At 35.0% G+C, this 19,747-nt stretch carries 25 protein-coding genes and 2 pseudogenes; 24 read left to right on the top strand and 3 right to left on the bottom strand.

Annotated elements, in window-relative coordinates:
* Positions 1–21 precede the first annotated feature (21 nt).
* The 8 genes from KXD37_RS05165 to KXD37_RS05200 all read left to right on the top strand — a co-directional run bounded on the left by KXD37_RS05165 (position 22) and on the right by KXD37_RS05200 (position 3,480).
* On the top strand, positions 22–756 hold the full coding sequence (locus KXD37_RS05165; RefSeq protein WP_263463331.1) for a hypothetical protein: 735 nt from the start codon (positions 22–24) through the stop codon (positions 754–756).
* The gene (locus tag KXD37_RS05170) at positions 756–1,103 is read left to right on the top strand and encodes a hypothetical protein (RefSeq protein WP_263463332.1); all 348 of its coding nucleotides are present in this window, start codon (positions 756–758) and stop codon (positions 1,101–1,103) included. Before KXD37_RS05165 ends, KXD37_RS05170 begins: the two co-directional genes overlap by 1 nt.
* 30 nt (positions 1,104–1,133) lie before the next feature.
* Positions 1,134–1,436, top strand: coding sequence for a hypothetical protein (locus KXD37_RS05175; RefSeq protein ID WP_263463333.1), 303 nt, complete (start codon positions 1,134–1,136; stop codon positions 1,434–1,436).
* Positions 1,437–1,471: 35 nt separating this feature from the next.
* On the top strand, positions 1,472–1,708 hold the full coding sequence (locus tag KXD37_RS05180; protein ID WP_213420327.1) for a hypothetical protein: 237 nt from the start codon (positions 1,472–1,474) through the stop codon (positions 1,706–1,708).
* 40 nt (positions 1,709–1,748) lie between these two features.
* The gene (locus KXD37_RS05185; protein ID WP_263463334.1) at positions 1,749–1,991 is read left to right on the top strand and encodes a hypothetical protein; all 243 of its coding nucleotides are present in this window, start codon (positions 1,749–1,751) and stop codon (positions 1,989–1,991) included.
* Positions 1,992–2,008: 17 nt separating this feature from the next.
* A complete protein-coding gene (locus KXD37_RS05190; protein WP_263463335.1) occupies positions 2,009–2,683 on the top strand; it encodes an SLOG family protein in 675 nt (224 codons plus the stop codon).
* Positions 2,684–3,094: 411 nt separating this feature from the next.
* On the top strand, positions 3,095–3,310 hold the full coding sequence (locus tag KXD37_RS05195) for a hypothetical protein (RefSeq protein WP_263463336.1): 216 nt from the start codon (positions 3,095–3,097) through the stop codon (positions 3,308–3,310).
* A 14-nt stretch (positions 3,311–3,324) separates the two neighbouring features.
* A complete protein-coding gene (locus tag KXD37_RS05200; protein WP_263463337.1) occupies positions 3,325–3,480 on the top strand; it encodes a hypothetical protein in 156 nt (51 codons plus the stop codon).
* 345 nt (positions 3,481–3,825) lie between these two features.
* Here the strand turns inward: KXD37_RS05200 and KXD37_RS05205 are convergent, their stop codons facing one another.
* Complete coding sequence (locus tag KXD37_RS05205; RefSeq protein ID WP_263463338.1) at positions 3,826–4,200, bottom strand: YoqO family protein; 375 nt, start codon at positions 4,198–4,200, stop codon at positions 3,826–3,828.
* Positions 4,201–4,320: 120 nt separating this feature from the next.
* On the opposite strand from KXD37_RS05205, the pseudogene KXD37_RS05215 reads away from it, so the two are divergent.
* A pseudogene (locus KXD37_RS05215) lies at positions 4,321–4,843 on the top strand (hypothetical protein).
* Between the two features lie 3 nt (positions 4,844–4,846).
* Here KXD37_RS05215 and KXD37_RS05220 read toward each other — a convergent pair.
* Positions 4,847–5,071 (bottom strand): annotated as a pseudogene (locus KXD37_RS05220) (hypothetical protein).
* Between the two features lie 305 nt (positions 5,072–5,376).
* Between KXD37_RS05220 and KXD37_RS05225 the strand changes: the two are divergent.
* Complete coding sequence (locus KXD37_RS05225; protein WP_263463341.1) at positions 5,377–5,790, top strand: hypothetical protein; 414 nt, start codon at positions 5,377–5,379, stop codon at positions 5,788–5,790.
* Positions 5,791–5,855: 65 nt separating this feature from the next.
* Here the strand turns inward: KXD37_RS05225 and KXD37_RS05230 are convergent, their stop codons facing one another.
* Positions 5,856–6,668: an ATP-dependent DNA ligase gene (locus KXD37_RS05230; protein ID WP_263463342.1), complete on the bottom strand. Its 813-nt coding sequence runs from the start codon at positions 6,666–6,668 to the stop codon at positions 5,856–5,858.
* A 150-nt stretch (positions 6,669–6,818) separates the two neighbouring features.
* Here KXD37_RS05230 and KXD37_RS05235 point away from each other — a divergent pair, with 150 nt between their 5' ends.
* From KXD37_RS05235 to KXD37_RS05300, 14 genes are all read left to right on the top strand, one after another.
* Positions 6,819–7,040: a hypothetical protein gene (locus KXD37_RS05235; protein WP_263463343.1), complete on the top strand. Its 222-nt coding sequence runs from the start codon at positions 6,819–6,821 to the stop codon at positions 7,038–7,040.
* A gap of 64 nt (positions 7,041–7,104) precedes the next feature.
* Positions 7,105–7,575, top strand: a complete 471-nt coding sequence (locus KXD37_RS05240) for a YopX family protein (RefSeq protein WP_263463344.1) — start codon at positions 7,105–7,107, stop codon at positions 7,573–7,575.
* A 37-nt stretch (positions 7,576–7,612) separates the two neighbouring features.
* Complete coding sequence (locus KXD37_RS05245) at positions 7,613–8,008, top strand: hypothetical protein (protein ID WP_263463345.1); 396 nt, start codon at positions 7,613–7,615, stop codon at positions 8,006–8,008.
* Positions 8,009–8,106: 98 nt separating this feature from the next.
* Complete coding sequence (gene pghZ, locus KXD37_RS05250) at positions 8,107–8,931, top strand: gamma-polyglutamate hydrolase PghZ (protein ID WP_263463346.1); 825 nt, start codon at positions 8,107–8,109, stop codon at positions 8,929–8,931.
* Positions 8,928–10,688 (top strand): right-handed parallel beta-helix repeat-containing protein, encoded by a 1,761-nt coding sequence (locus tag KXD37_RS05255; RefSeq protein ID WP_263463347.1) that lies wholly within the window; start codon positions 8,928–8,930, stop codon positions 10,686–10,688. The genes pghZ and KXD37_RS05255 overlap by 4 nt, the downstream gene beginning before the upstream one ends.
* Before the next feature lie 87 nt (positions 10,689–10,775).
* Entirely contained in the window at positions 10,776–11,069 is a 294-nt protein-coding gene (locus KXD37_RS05260) for a hypothetical protein (RefSeq protein WP_263463348.1), read from the top strand.
* Positions 11,070–11,133: 64 nt separating this feature from the next.
* The gene (locus tag KXD37_RS05265) at positions 11,134–11,514 is read left to right on the top strand and encodes a hypothetical protein (protein ID WP_263463349.1); all 381 of its coding nucleotides are present in this window, start codon (positions 11,134–11,136) and stop codon (positions 11,512–11,514) included.
* A gap of 328 nt (positions 11,515–11,842) precedes the next feature.
* Positions 11,843–12,214, top strand: a complete 372-nt coding sequence (locus KXD37_RS05270) for a hypothetical protein (RefSeq protein ID WP_263463350.1) — start codon at positions 11,843–11,845, stop codon at positions 12,212–12,214.
* A 22-nt stretch (positions 12,215–12,236) separates the two neighbouring features.
* Positions 12,237–13,577, top strand: coding sequence for a hypothetical protein (locus KXD37_RS05275; protein ID WP_263463351.1), 1,341 nt, complete (start codon positions 12,237–12,239; stop codon positions 13,575–13,577).
* A gap of 45 nt (positions 13,578–13,622) precedes the next feature.
* Complete coding sequence (locus KXD37_RS05280; protein ID WP_087960913.1) at positions 13,623–14,783, top strand: AAA family ATPase; 1,161 nt, start codon at positions 13,623–13,625, stop codon at positions 14,781–14,783.
* 45 nt (positions 14,784–14,828) lie between these two features.
* On the top strand, positions 14,829–15,440 hold the full coding sequence (locus tag KXD37_RS05285; RefSeq protein WP_263463352.1) for a hypothetical protein: 612 nt from the start codon (positions 14,829–14,831) through the stop codon (positions 15,438–15,440).
* A gap of 10 nt (positions 15,441–15,450) precedes the next feature.
* A complete protein-coding gene (locus tag KXD37_RS05290) occupies positions 15,451–16,962 on the top strand; it encodes a DnaB-like helicase C-terminal domain-containing protein (protein WP_263463353.1) in 1,512 nt (503 codons plus the stop codon).
* Between the two features lie 14 nt (positions 16,963–16,976).
* Entirely contained in the window at positions 16,977–18,041 is a 1,065-nt protein-coding gene (locus KXD37_RS05295; RefSeq protein WP_263463354.1) for a DNA primase, read from the top strand.
* A gap of 5 nt (positions 18,042–18,046) precedes the next feature.
* On the top strand, positions 18,047–19,741 hold the full coding sequence (locus KXD37_RS05300; RefSeq protein ID WP_263463355.1) for a DHH family phosphoesterase: 1,695 nt from the start codon (positions 18,047–18,049) through the stop codon (positions 19,739–19,741).
* Positions 19,742–19,747: the final 6 nt, after the last annotated feature.

Here is a 19,747-nt window from a genome sequence, read left to right on the forward strand (position 1 = left end):
GATTAGTAAAGGAGTGGAAAGATGGAAATGTTACAACCAAATCAATATTTTGACATGATTAAATCAAAGAAAAATAAGGTTACAGACAAAGAGCTTCAAAGGTATTACGACAATTGCTTGGTATTACTCAATAAATATAAGCAAACCAATCAAATTAAAGCTGCAAAGAAACTGATATTCCACTTAGAGTCAATTGAAAAAGAAAGGGAGATTGTAAAGCTTGGTATTGATACGTTTGTTTATCGAGATGATATTGAAGAATACATAGATAACATTGCAAAAGATACAGTCAAAATTATTGAGCTTGAAAATTACGAACGTGAAATCCCTGATGATGTCATCATCAAATACAGCAAAGTGAAAGACAAATTGGATCGTTTTTACGTGGTGTTTACAGATTATACGGGGAAGGTTGAAAGGCAAGTCGAAAAAGAACGAAGAGATAAAGATCCAATTCTATTTGGCACTTTTCAAGATGAATCGAGTGGTACTTTGATTGAACGTTTTTATTTCATAGGTGACTGGGAAGATGAATATTGCGATCTCACTTTAGATAAGATGATTTCCGAAGTACAGGAAGCAAAAGAATCCAATATTGCAATGACCATCAATACACCCCAAGATATCGAGCAATTGAAGATACAGTTAAACAACATGGACAAGATAGCAAATGGGTTTAGGATGAATAACCCCGGATTTGCAGTGGTTAACGAAAAGAAAAGTTGGTTTAAAAAGCTGTTCAAAAGGACGAAGTGATGAAAAGAACAGTTGACCTTACTGAAAATAGAGAATTCATGAAGATCGGAAGTAACCAAAGCAAGTCATTATTGCAAAGGTACTTAAAGAAGCGAATATACCCATGGAGTGTACAAGCAGAAGTAAGACAGAACTACCTTTATAGTAACGGCTTATTGTTAACTGGCACCGGCTTTGAAAGGGAAAAACAACAGGAGACAGCAGCCTTTGATAAGACGTGTCATTGTTGTGGTAAGTGGGACTCATTCCATATGACGATAACTAAATCAACTCTGTGTAAAAGTTGCGAAGAAATGCTTGATCACAGTGTTGTGGGCAATGTCCCTTGGAGAAAGCAGTTTGGATAAAAGTAAAATTTTAATGAAAAGAGGAGCTATATGAGAAAGTATCAAACAAGGACACAAGTTGCATTAAATTTCCTGCTTTCGGAGGCCAGAGAAGAGCTTAGATTATGTGAGGACAGAATAGAATATCTTACAAAACATAGGGATTATGTTCACATGAAGATAGAGAAACAAGTAAAAGCAAATTTAAACGAGAAAATTGAAAAAATATCTTCATTAATTGACATGGAAAATGAGTCTTCTTCATATTTACCTTCACTTTTGCAAATTCAAATACTAGATACAAAGGGAGAAACAATAATTCAGGAAGAGCATTTATCTGAAGTGATTGAATAAAATTGAAGTTTTAAAGAAAAAGGAGCTGTTTTAAAGTGAAAGATATCCGTGTGATATATGACAGAAACAAAACTTTGGAAGCGGTCGTTGTCCAGTTTGGAGATTATATGTGTGAGCTAACAGATTCACAAGTAATTGATGAAGAAAATAAAGAATTTGATGTACTTAATGATGAATATCAAGGAGCTTGGAAATATGAAAATGGAGAACACTGCGAAGTTGAAATTTATGATGGTGTAGACAAGTGGGTCTGTCAAGCATTCTTACACTGAATAAAAAGACTGTTTTAACGGAAATGAGAGGTGAAAGTTAATGAAATTAAGGATAATGAAATGTTCAGACGCAAGCTACTGGTACAGGGATAAGATAGGTATGTATTACGATGTATTAAATAAAGGCGGGATAGCTCATAGTGTACAACATGATTCAAACACTCCTTTATCAAAAGCTGCAGTTCTTAAAGAAGATGCCATTATTTTTGAAGATGAAAAGCTTGATAAGGTTCAGCAGTTGTTTAGAAAACTAGATGATCAGCTACAAAAGATTTGTTTATAGGATGGTGAAAATGCATCATGGCGATTGATTTTGCGAAACTGAGGGATCCAGAATGGAAAAAGCAATGGCTTGAAGAGGAAAAAGAACGTGAAAGAATACAAGAAGAACAAGAAACACTGAGAAAGAAGACAGTTTGCTTTACCGGTCACAGACCAAATAAATTGGGTGGCTATGATATGAAAAATCCCACAATGCTCAAACTCAAAGATAAGCTGCTTGAAGTGATTGAGGAGTTAATCATAAAAGAAGAGAAGTCTAGGTTTATAACTGGAGGAGCGTTAGGAACTGATCAGGCTGCTTGCTGGTGTGTACATATTCTAAAGAAGAAATACCCACATATCAAAAACATAATTGCTACACCATTCAAAGAACAAGATAGAGTGTGGTCTGCAGAACAAAAGATGTGGTACAAACGTATGCTTGATGTGTCAGATGAGATTATCAATGTTGAAGAATTAGATAAATATAAAGTTAGTGAAGCTGTACCAGGTGAGTTTTCGCCAGCTAAGATGCAGAAACGAAATGAATACATGATTGATCATAGTGAAGCAATAGTAGCTGTTTATGACGGAAGTAAAAGTGGGACAAGGAACTGTCTGAATTACGCTAGGAAAACATACTTAGGACATCAAATTTGGAGGCTGCATCCAAAATGTGATTTTGAATTAGATGTATCATATACACCTCAATAACCCAGCGGGAGGTAATAAAGCATTGAATTTTTTTAACTACAGATCTGAACAGAGAGGATATGAGCAAGAATACTATGGGGGTTATTGTAATCAAGTGAGAAATCTTGGTTTAAAACCTATCCCATTTCACAGGTTTCAGGACTTTTTAAGGGAAAGCTACAATTCAACAAGAACAAAGAAGGAAAGGATGAGATTTCTAATTAAGATCACAGAATCACAATAAAAGGATTGCTTTATGCAGAATGGAGGACAAAGGGATAGGGTACATCAGATACATAATCGAAACAGCCTGGTTTAACTTAGTTTGGTATAAATGTCACCTTGGAGCGGACATAAGCATATTTGACAGCTGCGAATGGAATACATATAAACGTATAAAGAATAAAAATAAAATAAGTGGAGGTTATTTGAATGATAAAGACGAATCTGCATAGCAACCACGTTGATGAAATTATAGGTGAGTATTACGCTGCTAAAGGATATTCAGTCCAGAGCATTGATCGTCAGGAAAATGGCCAACTAATTGTTGTTGCGCAACGAGAAACAGGGGAAATGAAACCGAAGAAAGTTGATTTAGCATTTGATTTCATACATAAAAGACCGCATAGAAAGAAATATCTTGCTTAAAAGGGGATGAGAAAATGGACAGAATGAAGGAGCTTATTAGGAAGAATCTATGTCTGAAGAAGATGTTAGAAGCCAACGAAAGAGAGATACTTGAGGAGAAACGCAAAATAAGAACTCAAAAATTTTCTCGAAAGTTGATCGAAAGACAGAAAGAAAAAGCATTAGTCTAAAATGAAGTCGACAATGAGTTAGTTATGAAATTGATGAAAGAAAGGAATTAAAGAAAGAAAGGAATTAAAGAAAGAAAGGATTTAAATAATGATTAAAACAAGGCTATTCCAAGATGAATATTGCAACGGAGAATGGGTTGAAATTGATAGATTAATAAATGGCTTCATAAGATCAGAGTCAATTGAGGTAGTTGATATAAAATACAATTCCTTTAATACTGGTCGAACTCATAATACAGCGCTGCTCATCTATAGAGAAGAGATTTAAGGTTATCAGATAGTGATGTTGAAATCGTTAAAGACTGCACAGAAAGAAACGTTTAGCATAAAAAAGGCAAAGAGGAATTAACACTCTTTACCGTTAGATTTCTTTTTTAGACGATCACAGATAAATTTCATTATACTGATAGCTATTGCAACAGATCCAATTATTAATGTAATTTGAAGGATGAATATTACTCCGAAATTTATATTCACATTGTCAAATAGGTCACTGGAAAAGGAAAGAAGCTTATGAATACCCAAGGCAAGTATGAAAAAGGAAAGGCATATTACGACAAGGGATGCTTTAGAATAATCTTTAGCATGGTCAAAATTATAAATTGCTATTGATAAAAATAATAAACCCGTAGCGATCTTGTGGGATAGCGAATCATTCGCCGAAAATGATTGCACTACTATGCTGATGAAAAATCCAGTAATACCGATTGTTTTACTCAAGGGATCACCCACTCTTATGTAAGTTAGGTATGAGTTTACCAATTAAAGGGGATTTCCTCAAGATGGTACACATTAAAGTTAAATTAAAATCGTGATTTTAATTAGATTAGGGGGAAACCAATGAATCAAGATATTCAGTTTTTAAAAGAGTTGCAGAATGAGTTGAGAACTCAAGACATCGACAGTCAAGCTGCGCCGCGGTTTTGGACAGTCGGTGATTATGAATGGGTTGAAGCTCGGGAAGAAAACGCAGAACGCTATTCTGTATACCTGCCATATATTGCAGAATCATATGTTTTTAGATGATTATCTAGAAGAAATAAAAGAAGATAGTACGCTGTCTAAGGAAGCTTTAACAGAGTTGAAAAAGGAAGACTTTGACGATCCTATTGAGTGGATTCAAAAATACATTGATGAAGAAGCAGAATTAATTCCAGAAAGAAAGGTTCACATTGTACGACCGGATACAATGTTTTTGACCAAAGAAGAAGCGAAGAGACACATCAAATTGAATAAGCATCATTACACTTCTGAAGCACATACTTACGCAATGACAGCTTGGAGAGCACCGAAAGTTGAGCGGTTGCTTAACATACTTGAATCGTTTGATTGGAAATCAATAGAGACTTTAAATAAAAGATAGTTTTTAACTAAACATATAAGGATGGATCGTTATCGAAATTATAAACAAATCCGATAACGATCGCAGAAGGGGATGTTAATCTCTATAGCGGCGTCTTTCCTCAAAGTCATCGGGATACTCATTCTGCTTTGACTTGGACTTGAATACATACCATATTACAGCAGCTAGTGAATAATCCATGACTTTATCAAAAGTCCAATTTGTGAAAAGATCCATAAGAAATTTCAATACCTTTCACCTCCGAGACAAAAATGCCCTTTCTCTTTTAGATGGCATGCGTAAGACACGCCTCTATTAATAAAAGAGTGAAAAGTAATATGAAAATCAAAAAAGAATTGAAAAAATATAAAAAATTGAGGTGGAATAAATGATTAAACAAGAACGAGAAGATTATTTAAACAGGCTTGCTGAATACGGATTGACAGAAGAAGAGGATGAGGCAATGACAAGTATTATGGACGATTTAGGGCTGGATTGGTGATCAAATTAAAATCAAAATAAAATATTTATTTTATAGGAAGGAGGCAACCAAAGTGCCAAATCAAGAGCAAATAAAACGCATGAATGATATTAATGACTTGATAAAGCTTATTGCAAGCATTGATCATCGGACATTCTACCGCAAGTCAAAGGATCGTATAGCGTATTTCAGGTTTAAGAAAAAACTGTTCTTCGTTGATGATTACACGGGTGATGACGTTTATCCGTATGAAATGGGATACGGGAGTCCAAACGGCTTTTCCCATGGGGGCAACATGTGGCAACTGGTCAACAGTTTTAGAAAGTTCATTATAACAGGGAAATGCGGCGAACTGAGGGATTATAAAGAAATATGGGCTTACAGCTATGAAGGATGTATGAAAATCCGTCAGAAGGCAAAAGAAATAGGGTTTATAGAGAGTGTTGATTATCCTTATAGCTTCGATGATTGGATGATAACTTATTGATCAATGTACTAAATTTTCACTCGGATTTTAAAAGCTAGGCTCTAAGGAGCTATGTAACGGAGAGATTACACTCTCCAGGATTCGAAGGAAGGAATGCGGAGTTTACCGTGCTTAGTCTTAAATCTGTGCTTAACCTTACATAATATAGGCTCAATAAATACATATTCTTCAGATTCAGACTGTACTTGTTTCATAGAATGAAATTTGCCGCGTTCTGCATGGGGCATGAATTCCATAAACCCAGCTGCAGTGCCGTCAGGATAAGACAGAAGGAATTTTATATCCTTCTTGGTGTAGCCGGTTATGAGAACCTCAGTGTAATCGTAATTGATCACTTTCAACCAATTATGCGAACGTTTATTGATCTCATAAGAGGAGTCAGCTTTCTTGAGTACGATGCCCTCTAAGTTCTTTTCTTTGGCCAGGTTAAAGTAAGCTAGTCCGTTACCTTGAATTCCTTCGATTACAAAGACATTAGGATGATTTAGCTCAAGGGAGTTCAGAACTGTCTTACGCTCTGTGAGCGGCTTAGCTGCAATCGGCTGACCGTCTTTGTAGATAACATCAAAGATACAGTAAACGATCTTATGGGCTGATTTTTTGGACATGAAACGTTCCATTACAGCCTCAAAGTCAGGAGCGCCACCTGGGGCAGCTACAATGACTTCACCATCAAGTACTGTTCCATCTGGGATATCTAAATCCAAGAGTTCAGGAAACTTGCTTGTTACTTCGTTGTTGTGACGAGTGTATAACTTAATCTGGTTATCAAATTTAGAAAGAATGAGTCTGATTCCATCAAATTTGAGCTCAGTGATATAGTCCTCGTCCTCAAATGGTTCTTTTATCGAATGCAATAACATTGGCGATACAAACAAAATATCACCTCCTACTTAGAACATATTAGCTAAGCGAAGGTGATATATAAAGCAAAATAGCACTGGTACTTAATGGGATTCGATTTTGCTGTCATTCTAAAGAGAATAGTTATCTTCAGGCTTGATACACGAAAATCAAAAAGGAGGAATGTGATGCAGCAAACAGTAGAGGCTAAAGAAGTTGAAGTGTTGATCAGGGGAATTTGGAGAAAGAAAAAGTTCACTGATATTCAAAAGGGGCAAACCTTTAAGATTGAGGAGAACGGAAGAGTAAAGAAATACATAGCAAGAACAGATCCTTATTGGGATGACATGTATGAGACTTACATAATTGATTTGTTAGATAAAAACAAAATTAGAAGAAGTAAGTGAACAGAAATCTTGATAAAACAGAGATTTTATAAAGATAAAAATAAAATTAAATGGAGGCTGTACAATGAGGGAAATTAAGTTTCGAGGAATGGGTATCAACGGTGAATGGTATTACGATAATCTATCAATCATTAAACAAAAAATAAAAAGCATGGGCATTGATCCTGGTTCTTATATCTCTAATAAAGCTGGTGTTCCATTTGCCTACAAAGTGAGACCGGAAACAGTCGGGCAATACACCGGATTAAAGGACAAGAACGGTAGGAAGATTTATGAGGGGGATATTCTCCGTGTGTGGGAAGAGAATGAACATGTCCCTAATCGTGATAGCGGTGGAGGCATTATTGACTTTGACATTATCGAAGGATTTTCACAGTTTGGAGTAGTTGACTTTAAGAGTGCTTGGTTTACTTATGAAACTAAAAAGCATCAAAAAGGACGAGAAGAAGATATTTTTGCACCATTAGATTTTACTAATAACTTTGAAGTCGCTGGGAACATCTATGAAGATTCAGAGCTTATAGAATCTAAATAAAAACGATATTTCAACCAGAGTCCAGGGAGGTAATGAAATGAACTTATATGAAATTATGCTAGAGCACTTTGCACCCAAGGGAAGTGAGCGGGGCATCTTTACATATGTGCTTGCTCAATCTGATGAAGAAGTATATGAATGGTTGAAAACTGATCCAAGCCTGTCTGACGGCAGGGCAGTCTATACCCCATATCAAGACAACGAAGCAGATGGTAAAACATATGCAATTTATAATCAGAGCTTTGATATTGTTGGTCATGAAAAATATAAAGATCGAATGATTCGATTAAAAGGTGAGTTGAATGATGAAGTTGAATTAACCGATCTTTATTACGGAATGACCTTAGTCGGGTGGAGTATGGTGAAAGCGGATATTCCAAGTGAACAAATTGAATTGTTAAAAGATACTGGCATCAGTATTGAGTCTGCATAAAAGTAATTTTTTATTCGGAGAAGGGGGTGGTACTAATGTGATTGCTTATAAGATGAAAGTAAAAAATAAAAATAAACCTATTTAAGGAGAGTTGTTGATTGTTAAAGTTTAAAAACAGAATAGTAGAAAAAAGAGTTAAGGGGGCAGAGAAGGCAAGCTTTGGCGGGCCAGTCCTTCTCTACCGCACACTCCGCGGATTCGCGAAGCTATATAAGTATATCACAGACAAGAAGTCTTTTCCAATCCTAGCTACTTCATTGTTTGCGTTATGTAATCCCAGTTCAGTTCTAGCTGCAGATAAGTATAGTAATTTTAAAGAGTTGAAAGAAAATGAGTCACCTTTGAGCTATAACATTCTAACTACCGATGTTGACAGGAGAGTGCTTATTCTGGCTCCCCATGGTGGAGGTATTGAAGGAGGGACTAGTGAGCTTGCAAGAGAATTAAGTAAGTCTTACTCTGCCTATCTATTTGAAGGTTTAAGGATACCAGGAGCTTCTGAGTTGCATATTACAAGTACGAATTTTGATGAACCTCAAGCTTTAGATTTATTGAGTAAGCATGATTTAACAATCTCAATTCATGGGTATGCATCAAGTAAGAAACACACTTTAGTTGGTGGGACAGACAGAGAAAAAGCGGAAAAGATCACATCATTACTTACCGATGCAGGCTTTTCTGCAGAATTGCTGCCTGAAGGGTCCCGTTTAGCCGGTACAAATGAACAGAACATTGCTAATAAAAATAGTACTGGTATGAGTATTCAACTTGAAATAAGCACTGAACAACGAAGAGAAATGTTTAATACTTTTACACTAGCTGGACGGAATGGAACGCAGAATCAAGTTTTTTATGACTATATTGCTGTTCTAACTAAATTCATTAATGAAAATGTGTATTGTATGGCTGGTGTAGCACCATGACATTGTTGAATAAATCCATACGATACTATGTTGACTTTGATCAGTGGGGAATAAATGCATTTAACTCGAATCCAATTGAAACAACTAAAGGATTTAATGAAGCTCTTATATATGCATCAGAGAACAACTTTCCTATTGTTGAAATTCCAAAAGGGAATTTTATTATTGATTCAGTAAATACATTAAATCAACGCAATCCTGAAGTAGGCGGGGGAATTAAAATCCCATCAAATATGGAGCTCCTTTTAGATCCAGAAGCAGTATTTCAAGTAAATCCTAATGGGTATCAAGGCTATTCTTGTTTTTATATTGGGCTTGCAGAGAACGTAATAATTAGAGGAGGTCGTATTATAGGTGATCGATATCAACATGATTATTCTCTAATTGATACCGATAGAAAAACACATGAATGGGGATTCGGAATACATGTTCATGGGAGCAAAAACGTTTTGATTGAAAATGTAAAAATCTCAGATTGTATAGGAGACAACATTTGGATTGCAGCACACGGAATGATGAATTATCCAGGGATGGCTTATACACCTTCCAAAAGTGTGACCGTAAGAAAATGTGAACTGAAAAGAGGGAGACGGAACAATTTAGCTACTAACGGTTGTGAAGGGTTATTGGTTGAAGACTGTGATATAGAGGAAGCTGGAGGAGATACAATTGGCCCTCAACTAGGTATTGATTTAGAGGGCTACGGAGAAAACGGAAGAAAGTATGATCATCCTTATGAGTTAACGATATCGGATTGCAGGTTTAGAAAAAATGGTCGTGGTTCGGTTACTGCTCATACAAGCGGTAAAGTTTCCATCAAAGATAACTACTGTGACAATGTTATTTCATATGGCTACAGTACAGATGTGAGTATTAAGGGTAACAAGGTAATAAATGAAGGGGAGTCTAAAGAGTATGGAATAGACTCTGTAGGCGTTTCGAGCACTGAGACTGGCAACAGAATTCAAATTACTGATAACAATATTCAAGGGTTTAAAATAGGCATGATGATTAGAGGGAAAGGGGTATCGATTGATAATAATACCGTAAAGAACGCTTCAAATTGTGCAATAGCAACACATATGGCCGAAGATGTTACCATTTCAAACAACAGAATACAGGACAGCGATTGTATTCAGATCCAGGTGAGGAATTCATCAGATATTAAAGTAAGCAATAATAAAGGGAAAGGGACAACCTCAGCATATGCGATTAAAGTGATGGATTCTAATGATGTCACCTTTATAAACAATAAGTTCTCCAATCTATATGGAGGTCTATATTGTGAAAGGTCACAGTCCATCAGAATTAAGCAAAATGATTTCTTATTAAGTGGAAAAGGTTACGGAATATATTGGGATAAAGATTCAGAAGTCTTCCTGACAAGAAACGAGATATTTGAACCAAGAAATGTTGCAATTATGGGGGCAGCTGATATGTACAATATCAGAATAAGTGATAACCAGATATATAATTGCAAAGCAATCATTGCAATCCACTTAATAGGTGGTTCTGATCATATGTTAAGAGGAAATGAAATCATGTTTAACAGAGAGTCAGATCAAGGCTATGGAATATATTTGAACGGAACAAATAAGGTACGTTTAATTAGGAATGATGTTCAAGGCATTGGTACAAAAGTACTTTCGCATCCATATGCAACGTTTAATGCTTCCAGTACAACTTTAATACATAATACATACGACAGCGGCACACCTAGATTAGCATTAGATGATACAGTAATCGATTATAAATAAAAAAGCACACATAAGAACACTTGTTCCCTTTTGTGATTTGGTATATAATTTAGCAGTACCAAAAATTACAAAACAGGGGATGAGAGTATGAGTGAACAGAAGCTTAGAATCGGAGAAATACGGTATGAGGTTTTTGATGATTATGATCCATTTACAGAGGAGTATTTAGGAAAAACTCTAGCAAATGCATATTTTATTGCTGAAATTAAAAAGGAAAATGTAGCTCAAGTAGGGAATAGGAAAATTAATTACTCAAGCGATGTTAAAGTTGGTTTTGATGCTTTCGGGGAAGAAACAAAAAAGAAAATCAAAGAGCATCTTCTGGCTGCATATAGTTTAATAGCAGAAGGGGCTAAGAATGATGGTCTGGTGGAATTTTAACTAGAGTCAAGCTGGGCTAGTCTAAGATTAGCCCAGTTATCATACGGACAAAGGGGTTAACTGAATGTCAAACATCATTTCTAAAGAGCAAGATGAAGCAATTAAATACTTTAGAAACAAATTAAATTTATCTGAGAAAGACTTATACATACCGTTGATTAATTTTGAACTACTTAGGGACAAGAACGAACAATATGCTAACATTCTTTACGAATTATATAAAAATGACCCTTATTTGTTTATCAGAGCATTAAAAGAGGGATACGTGGTTAATCAACCAATTGCATTTGATGAGGCCATTGTACGTTTCTTTAATGGAGAAAAACTGGCTATTGTACATAAAACAACCGGCAGAAGATACAATGTAAATGTGAAAATGAAGCAGCTACCCGACGGATTTACAATGCAAACAATGGATGTATGGTTATGGAGTGAAATTGTTTAAATATTATAAATCCATGATATAATTCTCTTTAATCCTAAGGGAGAGTATTAAATAAAATGGTTTTTTGGGGGTTAAAAAAGTGATTAATATTATTGGAGGATGAGCTACTATAGAAGTTAGAGGCGGAGGCTGACCAGCATCAGCTCTAGGAGCTGCCATTAGGTGGCTCTATGACCTTATAACCCAATAAAATGATAATTTTATTCGAATTAGAATGATTGCGAATGAAACACAAAAATAAAAAATATAAAAAGTTTATAAAACACGTAGACAAATATAAAAAATATGTATATAATAAACTCAAGTTAAAGGGAAGGAGGCGAATTACTTGGAGGTACTTGGGATAACAGAGAAAGCATTTAACTATTACAGAGAAAACGTTAAAGACAACAAGACCATTACCCCTGATCAGGCACTGTTAAAGATGATAAGGAATGTCTTACTTGTCAAAGAAACTCATCCTGAGCGAGTTAAAAAACGTTTATTCTACACAGAGTATGCTTACGGAAACATGCTAATCAAAGTTAACAGAAAAAAGCAGGTATTTGAAATTGTAAATAAGTCAGGATGCTTTTCTGACCAAAATGATTGGAAGTTCCCAAAAAGAAGGTACATAGAACTTAGTAAAGAACTTGGAATCAAAGACTGCAAGTTTAGTAAAATTACATATTCAAAGAAAAATCAAAATAGACAAAAATAAAAATAGAGGATGATAATTGTATATGGCATATAAGAAAAAAGATGATATTAAAATTAATAAAAAACACGGGGGGAAAGAATTCACAAACAATTTTAGGTTTGTTGGTTTAGTTAAACCTGTTAGAAAAAAAGATCCAGAAACAGACAGTTGGTATGATGCTGAAATTTTCGAAACAACTGTTACACAAACAAAGAAAAACAGAAGGGTGCTTCAGTTTAATATCGAAACTGCACCTTATAATGAATTAAAAGTAGAGCTTTCTGGCATGGAACGAGATTTAGTTTATGCTTATAGTTCTGTACATAAAAAAACAGTTCCACTTCCATGGGCTGACCGAAACGATAAGACTAAATTACCTGATGAAACATATCATGTCATTACGCCAGAATGGGATGCAACTGAACAATTAGCTAAAATCGTGAAGCCAGGTATGTGGGTAGAAGTTCAAGGCCAGTACGAATTTGATTCTTTTGAAAACAACAACGGAGAAGAAATCAAATTAGTGAAACGAATTATTAAAAGAGTTTATCCATTGAAAAATGGAGAAGTTGAAATTAAAGGTGTGAAAGATGGGGATCAATTTAAAGTGTACGACTCAGAGGAAGATGGAATCTGGCTCGGTAGTGGAAAAGCAAAAGAAGGTGTTGCAAAAGTTAAGGTGGGTTGGTTAAACCCGGATGGTGGAGATTTATTCATCACCAAAATTACTGACGATGGTGAGGGGAAACGTTTTAAAGTAAGTTACACTGATGATGTTGTTGAAACGGATAAGATTAAGGTGTCGAATAACATTCAAAGTGAAGTTAGAGTAGTAGAAGCAGATGGCAAATACAATTATGTACCTTATGTAAGAGACTTTGCTTCTGAAGATTTTAAAGAACATAACAAATTTGAAATGCAGCTAGGGATTAAGAGTACATACCAAGACGAAGAAACAAAGGATACAAAGGTAAATGGTGTTTATCTTGATCATGGAAAAGAAAAAAGTGTTCCAAAAGATGTTGAGCTTATTGTTTATTATAAAGAACCAGAAGAAGGCAAAAAACCTTTTGCAGATGCATTTGTTGGTTTAAAGAGAGGCGATTTTCTGGTTGTTGAAGGGATAGACAATAATAGAGCACAATTTACACAAGTCGAAGTTGCAGAATCAGAGGAAGAGAATCCTTTTGAAGATGTAGGGGAAAAAGTTGCTTCTTTTGAGACAGTCTCAACTGGAACTCGAAAGGGTCTAGAAGTATTGAGATACATTGTCGGTACATGGAAGAGCGAATTCTTATCGGAGGAAGAGATTTCTAATGAGAAAAAACCTATTGAAGATCCTTTCGCTGAAGTAACTGTAGACGACGATGACCTGCCTTTCTAAGATAAGTTGCGACTTAATAATAATTAAATTATAAGGAGAGATTGAATGAGTTTCCGTAAGAAAATTAAAAATAACACGCCAAAGGTTGAACTACAATCGATCATGACACTAGTAGCAGGAGGATATAAGACAGGTAAGACACGTCTTTGGAAAGAGGTAACTGAATTACACTATTCAAACCCCGAAGAAGCTTTATTATTGTCTTTTGAGGACGGGTACGAGACATGGCAGCTAGACAACATCGTTCCTCTCCATGATGAAGGAACAGATAAAAACCTTTGGAAAGTGTGGGATTACTTTAAAAAAACAGTTGTCCCGGAATTAGTTCAAGAGGCAAAGACAGGGAGAATCGTTAAGCTTATTGGAGTAGATACAGCAGATAGAGCGATCGATGCTTGTACAGCTTGGATTCTGTACGATAGAAATAAACGCTATGGGAAAACTTTTGAGTCACTTCAAGATATTTCTGAGTCAACTAACGGCAAAGAAAACGGATGGACAGCTCTTTATGAAGAACTAAAAAAGCCTTTTGACACATTAAAAAATGCAGGCTACGGACTGATGTTTCTGGCCTGGACAAAAGAAAAAGAAACCACCCTATATGATGGAATGAAATATAATTCCGTTCAATTAATGATGCCCAACTCTGGAAGAAAAGTTTTTGAATCACAGGCAAGTCTAATCTGCTGCTTACATAATGAAGTTTCTGTATTAGATAAACAAGGCAATGAACTAGAAGATAACATTAAAGATAAAAAAGGACGTGATAAGGCAAGTAACTTCCATGACACAAAAGTTATGATGTACTTTAGACCATCTGAGTATGTTGAAATTGCAGGCGGACGTTATACTGAACTACCTGAAAAAGTTGAATATAGTGCAGAAAACTTTTTAAAGACATTCGAGAATGCGGTGCTTGGTCAAATCAAAAAGACTAATCGAACTGTACATGAGATAAAAAAAGAGGAAGAACAACTCAGAGAGGAAAAAGTCCAAGAAGCAGCTGAAAAAGCTGCAAATGATCCTCAGACGTATTTAGACGAGATCACGTCTTTAGTGTCTGACCAACCACCTGCAGTGAAACGCCAGCTAGCTGATGCCTATGCAACAAAGTTTGATGGGCAAAAGAATTATAAACAACTTAATTCGGTAGAAGATCTTAAAGAAGCTTTAATAATCACTAAATCTGTACTTAATGCAGTTTAATAAAGGGGAGTTTTTCTCCCCTTAGTTTATAAAAGGAGAGCGGATATGAGGGAAGTTAAATGCCAGTGGTGCGGGTCTAAAGGTGTAAAAAAAGGAATGCTCTGTGAAGCAAAACCAACTGGGAAATACAATAAAAACGGCACTGAAAAGTACATAAGGAAATATTTTCACGATAAGTGTTATGTTCAATATGAGAAGGATAAAGCGTTTAAAGAAAAAGAAGCAAATGAATTTGATGAACTCTACCTATACCTTAAAGATCTACATAGACTAGAGGGATTAAGTAAGAGAATGATTGAAAGGTTACAGGATCTAAGAAATGGAACGGTTAAATATCAAAGTCAAAAAGTTAAAAGATATAAAAAAGGAGTTCCGTTTAGAGACATTTTAGACACCTATAAGTATTCAGAACAGCAATTACATAAAGCAAGGGATTACAAACAGTTCGAATCATCTTGGCACGAATTTGCGTATTTCTTGAGTATTATAGTTAGTAACATAAGTGAAGTAAAAGAAAGGAACAGACGCTTAGCACAGCAAGACTCAATTCGTACAAGCGTTATAAAAAAACAAATTCAACTTCAGGATGAAATTGATCTTGAGGTTAAAAGGAATAAAAGCAAGAAGGATGAATTAGATATTTCAAGTTTATTATAGGGAGTAAGCAATGACAAAACAAAAATATATAGAAGAATTTGTTGAGCCCTCACATATTCATGAAGCTCTATTTGTAGGTTATTTATGGTCAAATCCAATGCTTTATCAAAGATACAGAACCCATAAAGTCTCAAGTGAGACGTTCACAGAGTCCATTTGGTACTTCTATTACACAGTAGGGTCTCAAATGTTTGAAAATGGTATTAGAGACTTTGATGATAAAACAGTATATTCATTTCTAGTATCTAGACCCAAAGAAAAAAATAAAAAAAGTTATATCGACGCTTATAATGACTTTGGTGGTTTTGAATCAATAGAAGAGTTAATGAACGAATGCAAAAAAGACAGCCATAATGAGGAATACCATTTTAATGAAATTCAAAAGTATGAGAGTTTAAGAAAACTGCAGCAGGCCTCACTAATTGATATTACGAACTGCGAGTTAATCTATAAACTGACTACAATGACTTTAAAACAATTACAACTGTATATGCAGTATAAACATAAAGAAACCTTTGCTCACATTAATTCTGGTGATGTAATTGAACATGACCTTGTGGATGGGCTAGATGAAACAATTGAGGATTTAGATTCGGGGGAGTCTATGGGATCACCATTGCATGATTCACCTCGATTAAATAGGAAAATTAAAGGTTGGAAAGACGGTTCTCTTTATTATTTAGTCCTATCCTCCGGTGTTGGGAAAAGTTCAATTGCAATGGAAAAGTTCATTTTAAGTCTTTTTGAAAACCAGGAGAAGGCGATTTTAGCTATAAACGAAGAAAGTGTAAAGAAATGGCGTTCGCTACTACTTGCGACAATTTCATCTAAGGTATTAAAGAAACCAATTAACAGAGAAAAATTATACGAAGGTAATTTTAAACAAGAGATGTTAAATAAATTAAATGCAGCAAAAGACTGGGCATGGGAACGAGGACAAGGATTAATTAAAACACTGGAGTTAAAGAAGTATCGTGTAGAGGATATCCTCAGTCGTGTAGAGTTATATAGACCCAAAGGATACAACAAGCTTATAATCGATACTTTTAAACCTGATAGATCACAAAAAGATATGGCTCGGTGGGAAGCCTTTTCAAATTCAGCACAAGAATTGCACGATTTAATAAAAGAAGATAATCAAAATGTTGGAACGTTAGCTACTGTGCAGCTGAAGTTAGGTAAGGAAACAAGGTTTTTGGATCTGGACTCAACAGGTAAGAGTATGGAAATCAACGAGGTAGCTGCCGTTGTAATGATGGGCAGATTGCTTTTTGCAGATGAATACACTGGTTCTAAAAGTAAATACGAGTTAAAACCGTACAACTATAAAAAAGATGGATTAGGAAACTGGTATGAAGAAGAGTATAAGTTAGATCCTAAGAAAACATACTTAGTTCTTTTTCTAGCAAAGAACCGTTTCGGAAGTGAAGAAGAGCAGATTATATATGAAGTGAATTACAGTATTAACTCGTTCGAAGAAGTTGCATATGTGAAGGTTCCAAGAATAGGAGGATCATTCTAAGAAGGTGGCGATTAATGTCCGATCTACAAACCATTAGGGAAAGAATTTATAAGGAAGAAAAAATACAAGATGTTTTAGAAGCTCTTGGATGTTGGGGAATTAGCACCGAACAAGGAGGTAAGTTGTTTGTTGCTGGACTTCCTGACGGTGATAATGAACGAAGTGTTCAAGTCAAAAACACACCCTCTTTAACTTCAAATATCAGAAGCAAGGGAATATCAGGATCAATATTTGATGTCATATCCTACATACTTTATGAAGCTAAATCTGAAGATGATAAAAAAGCATGCCTTTCAAAGAGCAAATTTTGGTTATGCAATAAACTAAATTATTTAGAGTACATAGATGGATTTTATAAATTAACAAAAGAAAAAGAAAAACCACAACCGAATAGATGGCTGCACAAGCTTCAGAAAAATCGTAATAAGGAAGATGGAATAACCGATGAGAACGAAATATTGCCCGAAAGTGTTTTGGATCAGTACGGAAATATTCCGTATTTAGGATGGTATAATGAAGGATTGTCACTTAGGACACAAAAGCTTTTTGGTGTAGGAATTGATGTAAGATCTGAACGCGTAACTTTTCCGGTACATAATAAGAGTGGTCAATTAATTGGTGTTAAAGGGCGATATATTGGAAATGACCCAGTGGTTAATGATAAATATAAGTATCTCTATATACAGCCCTGTAATAAGTCAATTGAATTTTATAATTTACATAGAGCTCTCCCTCACATTAAGAGACTGAAAGAAGCAATAGTGGTCGAAGGTGGCAAAACCACCTGGTATTTAACTCAATGGGGGGTTAAAAACTGTATTTCGATTGAAGGAGACAGTATGTCTGATGAGCAAATAAGGATACTTAAAAATTTAGGAATTGGGATTAAATTTGTATTTGCATATGACAAAGACAAAGATGCCAAATTCATTGTTAATGAGGTATCCAGGCTTACAGGCAGATTACGTTACGGAATTTATGACAAGGACAACCTTTTATCTGATAAAGATTCGCCTACAGATAAAGGATACGATGTTTGGACTTCCTTATACGAAAACAAATTTAAAATAAATAGATAGGATGGATGCTGTTGATTTATAAACTTATAGGGGAGAATCATTATAAAAATCCTATTTATACAATAATAAAGAATAGAGATATTAATGCTGATACGTTCTTTAATTTAAATTCATCAGTTATAAATCATTATTCCCTATTAAATAATATGGATAAGGGCATTAATTGTTTATTGAAACATATTGAATTAAAGAACAATATATTTATCCAAGTTGATTCTGATTGTGATGGGTATCTATCAAGCGCAATCCTAATTAATTACCTAAATCAAGCCTTTCCTGGTACTAAAGTAAAATGGAGGCTTCATGATAAAAAAGATCATGGGGCCTCATTGGAAACAATACCAGAAGATACGCATTTGTTGATTATTCCAGATGCAGGAAGTAACCAATATGAGTTACACCGAGAGCTAAAAGAGCGGGGAATAGATACGTTAGTACTTGATCACCATGAATGTGAAAAAGAATCAAATGCTGCAATCATTATAAATAATCAGCTCTCAAATGAGTATCAGAACAAAAGACTTTCGGGTGTGGGTATTGTTTATAAATTTTGTAAAGCTTTAGATGACAAACTTGGTTTAGACTTGGCTGACAGCTTCTTAGATTTAGTTGCAATTGGGAATATTGGCGATGTAATTGACTTACGGGAACCAGAAACACGCTATTATGTAAAGAAGGGCTTAAAGCAAATTAAAAACCCGCTGATAAAAGAAATCGTGGGTAGACAATCATTTTTCTTAGAAGGAAATATAAATATACATTTTACGGCATTCTCTATTGTTCCATTCATAAATGCAGCTATACGCTACGCAACAATGGAGGAAAAGACAGATATGATGAAGGCATTATTAGGCAGTCAAGAATCTGTTTATTATCCGAGGAAGAAAATATACGAGCCCATAGTAAAGTCAGTTGCCAGAAGAATTGCAAATACGAAGAATAGGCAGAAAAAATCACTTGAAAAACCAGTTAATGCATTAATTGAGCAGCTTATCAAAGAAAATAAAACGAATGATAAAGTAATAGTTTTAGATGTTTCCGATGAATTAAAATCCTCATTTACAGGGCTTGTAGCTACCCAATTAGCTAAGAAGTTTAAGAGACCAGTATTGTTAGGCAGGAAAACAAAGGAAGGGAAATTTGGAGGGTCTGCAAGGGGATATGAAAAAAGTGGAATTAAAGACTTTAAACAATTACTTACTGAAACAGGCCTTTTTAACTTTTGCGAAGGGCATGCAAATGCATTTGGTTTTGAAATAGAAGCTGAATACTTTGAAAACTTGAGTACTCAATTAAACAGCATTATTGAAGCAGATGTTTTATTAGAAGATGTTTATGAAGTAGACTTCATTATCCCCGCTGCAGACATGGATGCTACTTTAATTAAATCTATACATAAATATAGGGACGACTGGGGATCAACAGTTGAAGAACCCCTAATAGCAATTGAAGGTATACAAATAAATAATACTGATGTAAGAGTATACAAAAACAGAACATCAACGTTTGTTATTAATGTTGGAGAATACAAATTGACTAAACCGTACTATAAAGGCGATTTTGATGAATTGTTTGATAATGGAGACGAAACATTTTATTTAGACGTTGTTGGTAAATGTAAGGTTAATAAATATGAAAATAAATCAGCTCCTGCAGTAGAGATAGTGGATATCGAAGTAACAGATAGCTTCTTATTTTAACGGGAT

The sequence above is a fragment of the Bacillus sp. XT-2 genome, from assembly GCF_025696525.1.
In the GTDB taxonomy this organism is placed as follows: domain Bacteria; phylum Bacillota; class Bacilli; order Bacillales; family Bacillaceae; genus Bacillus; species Bacillus halotolerans.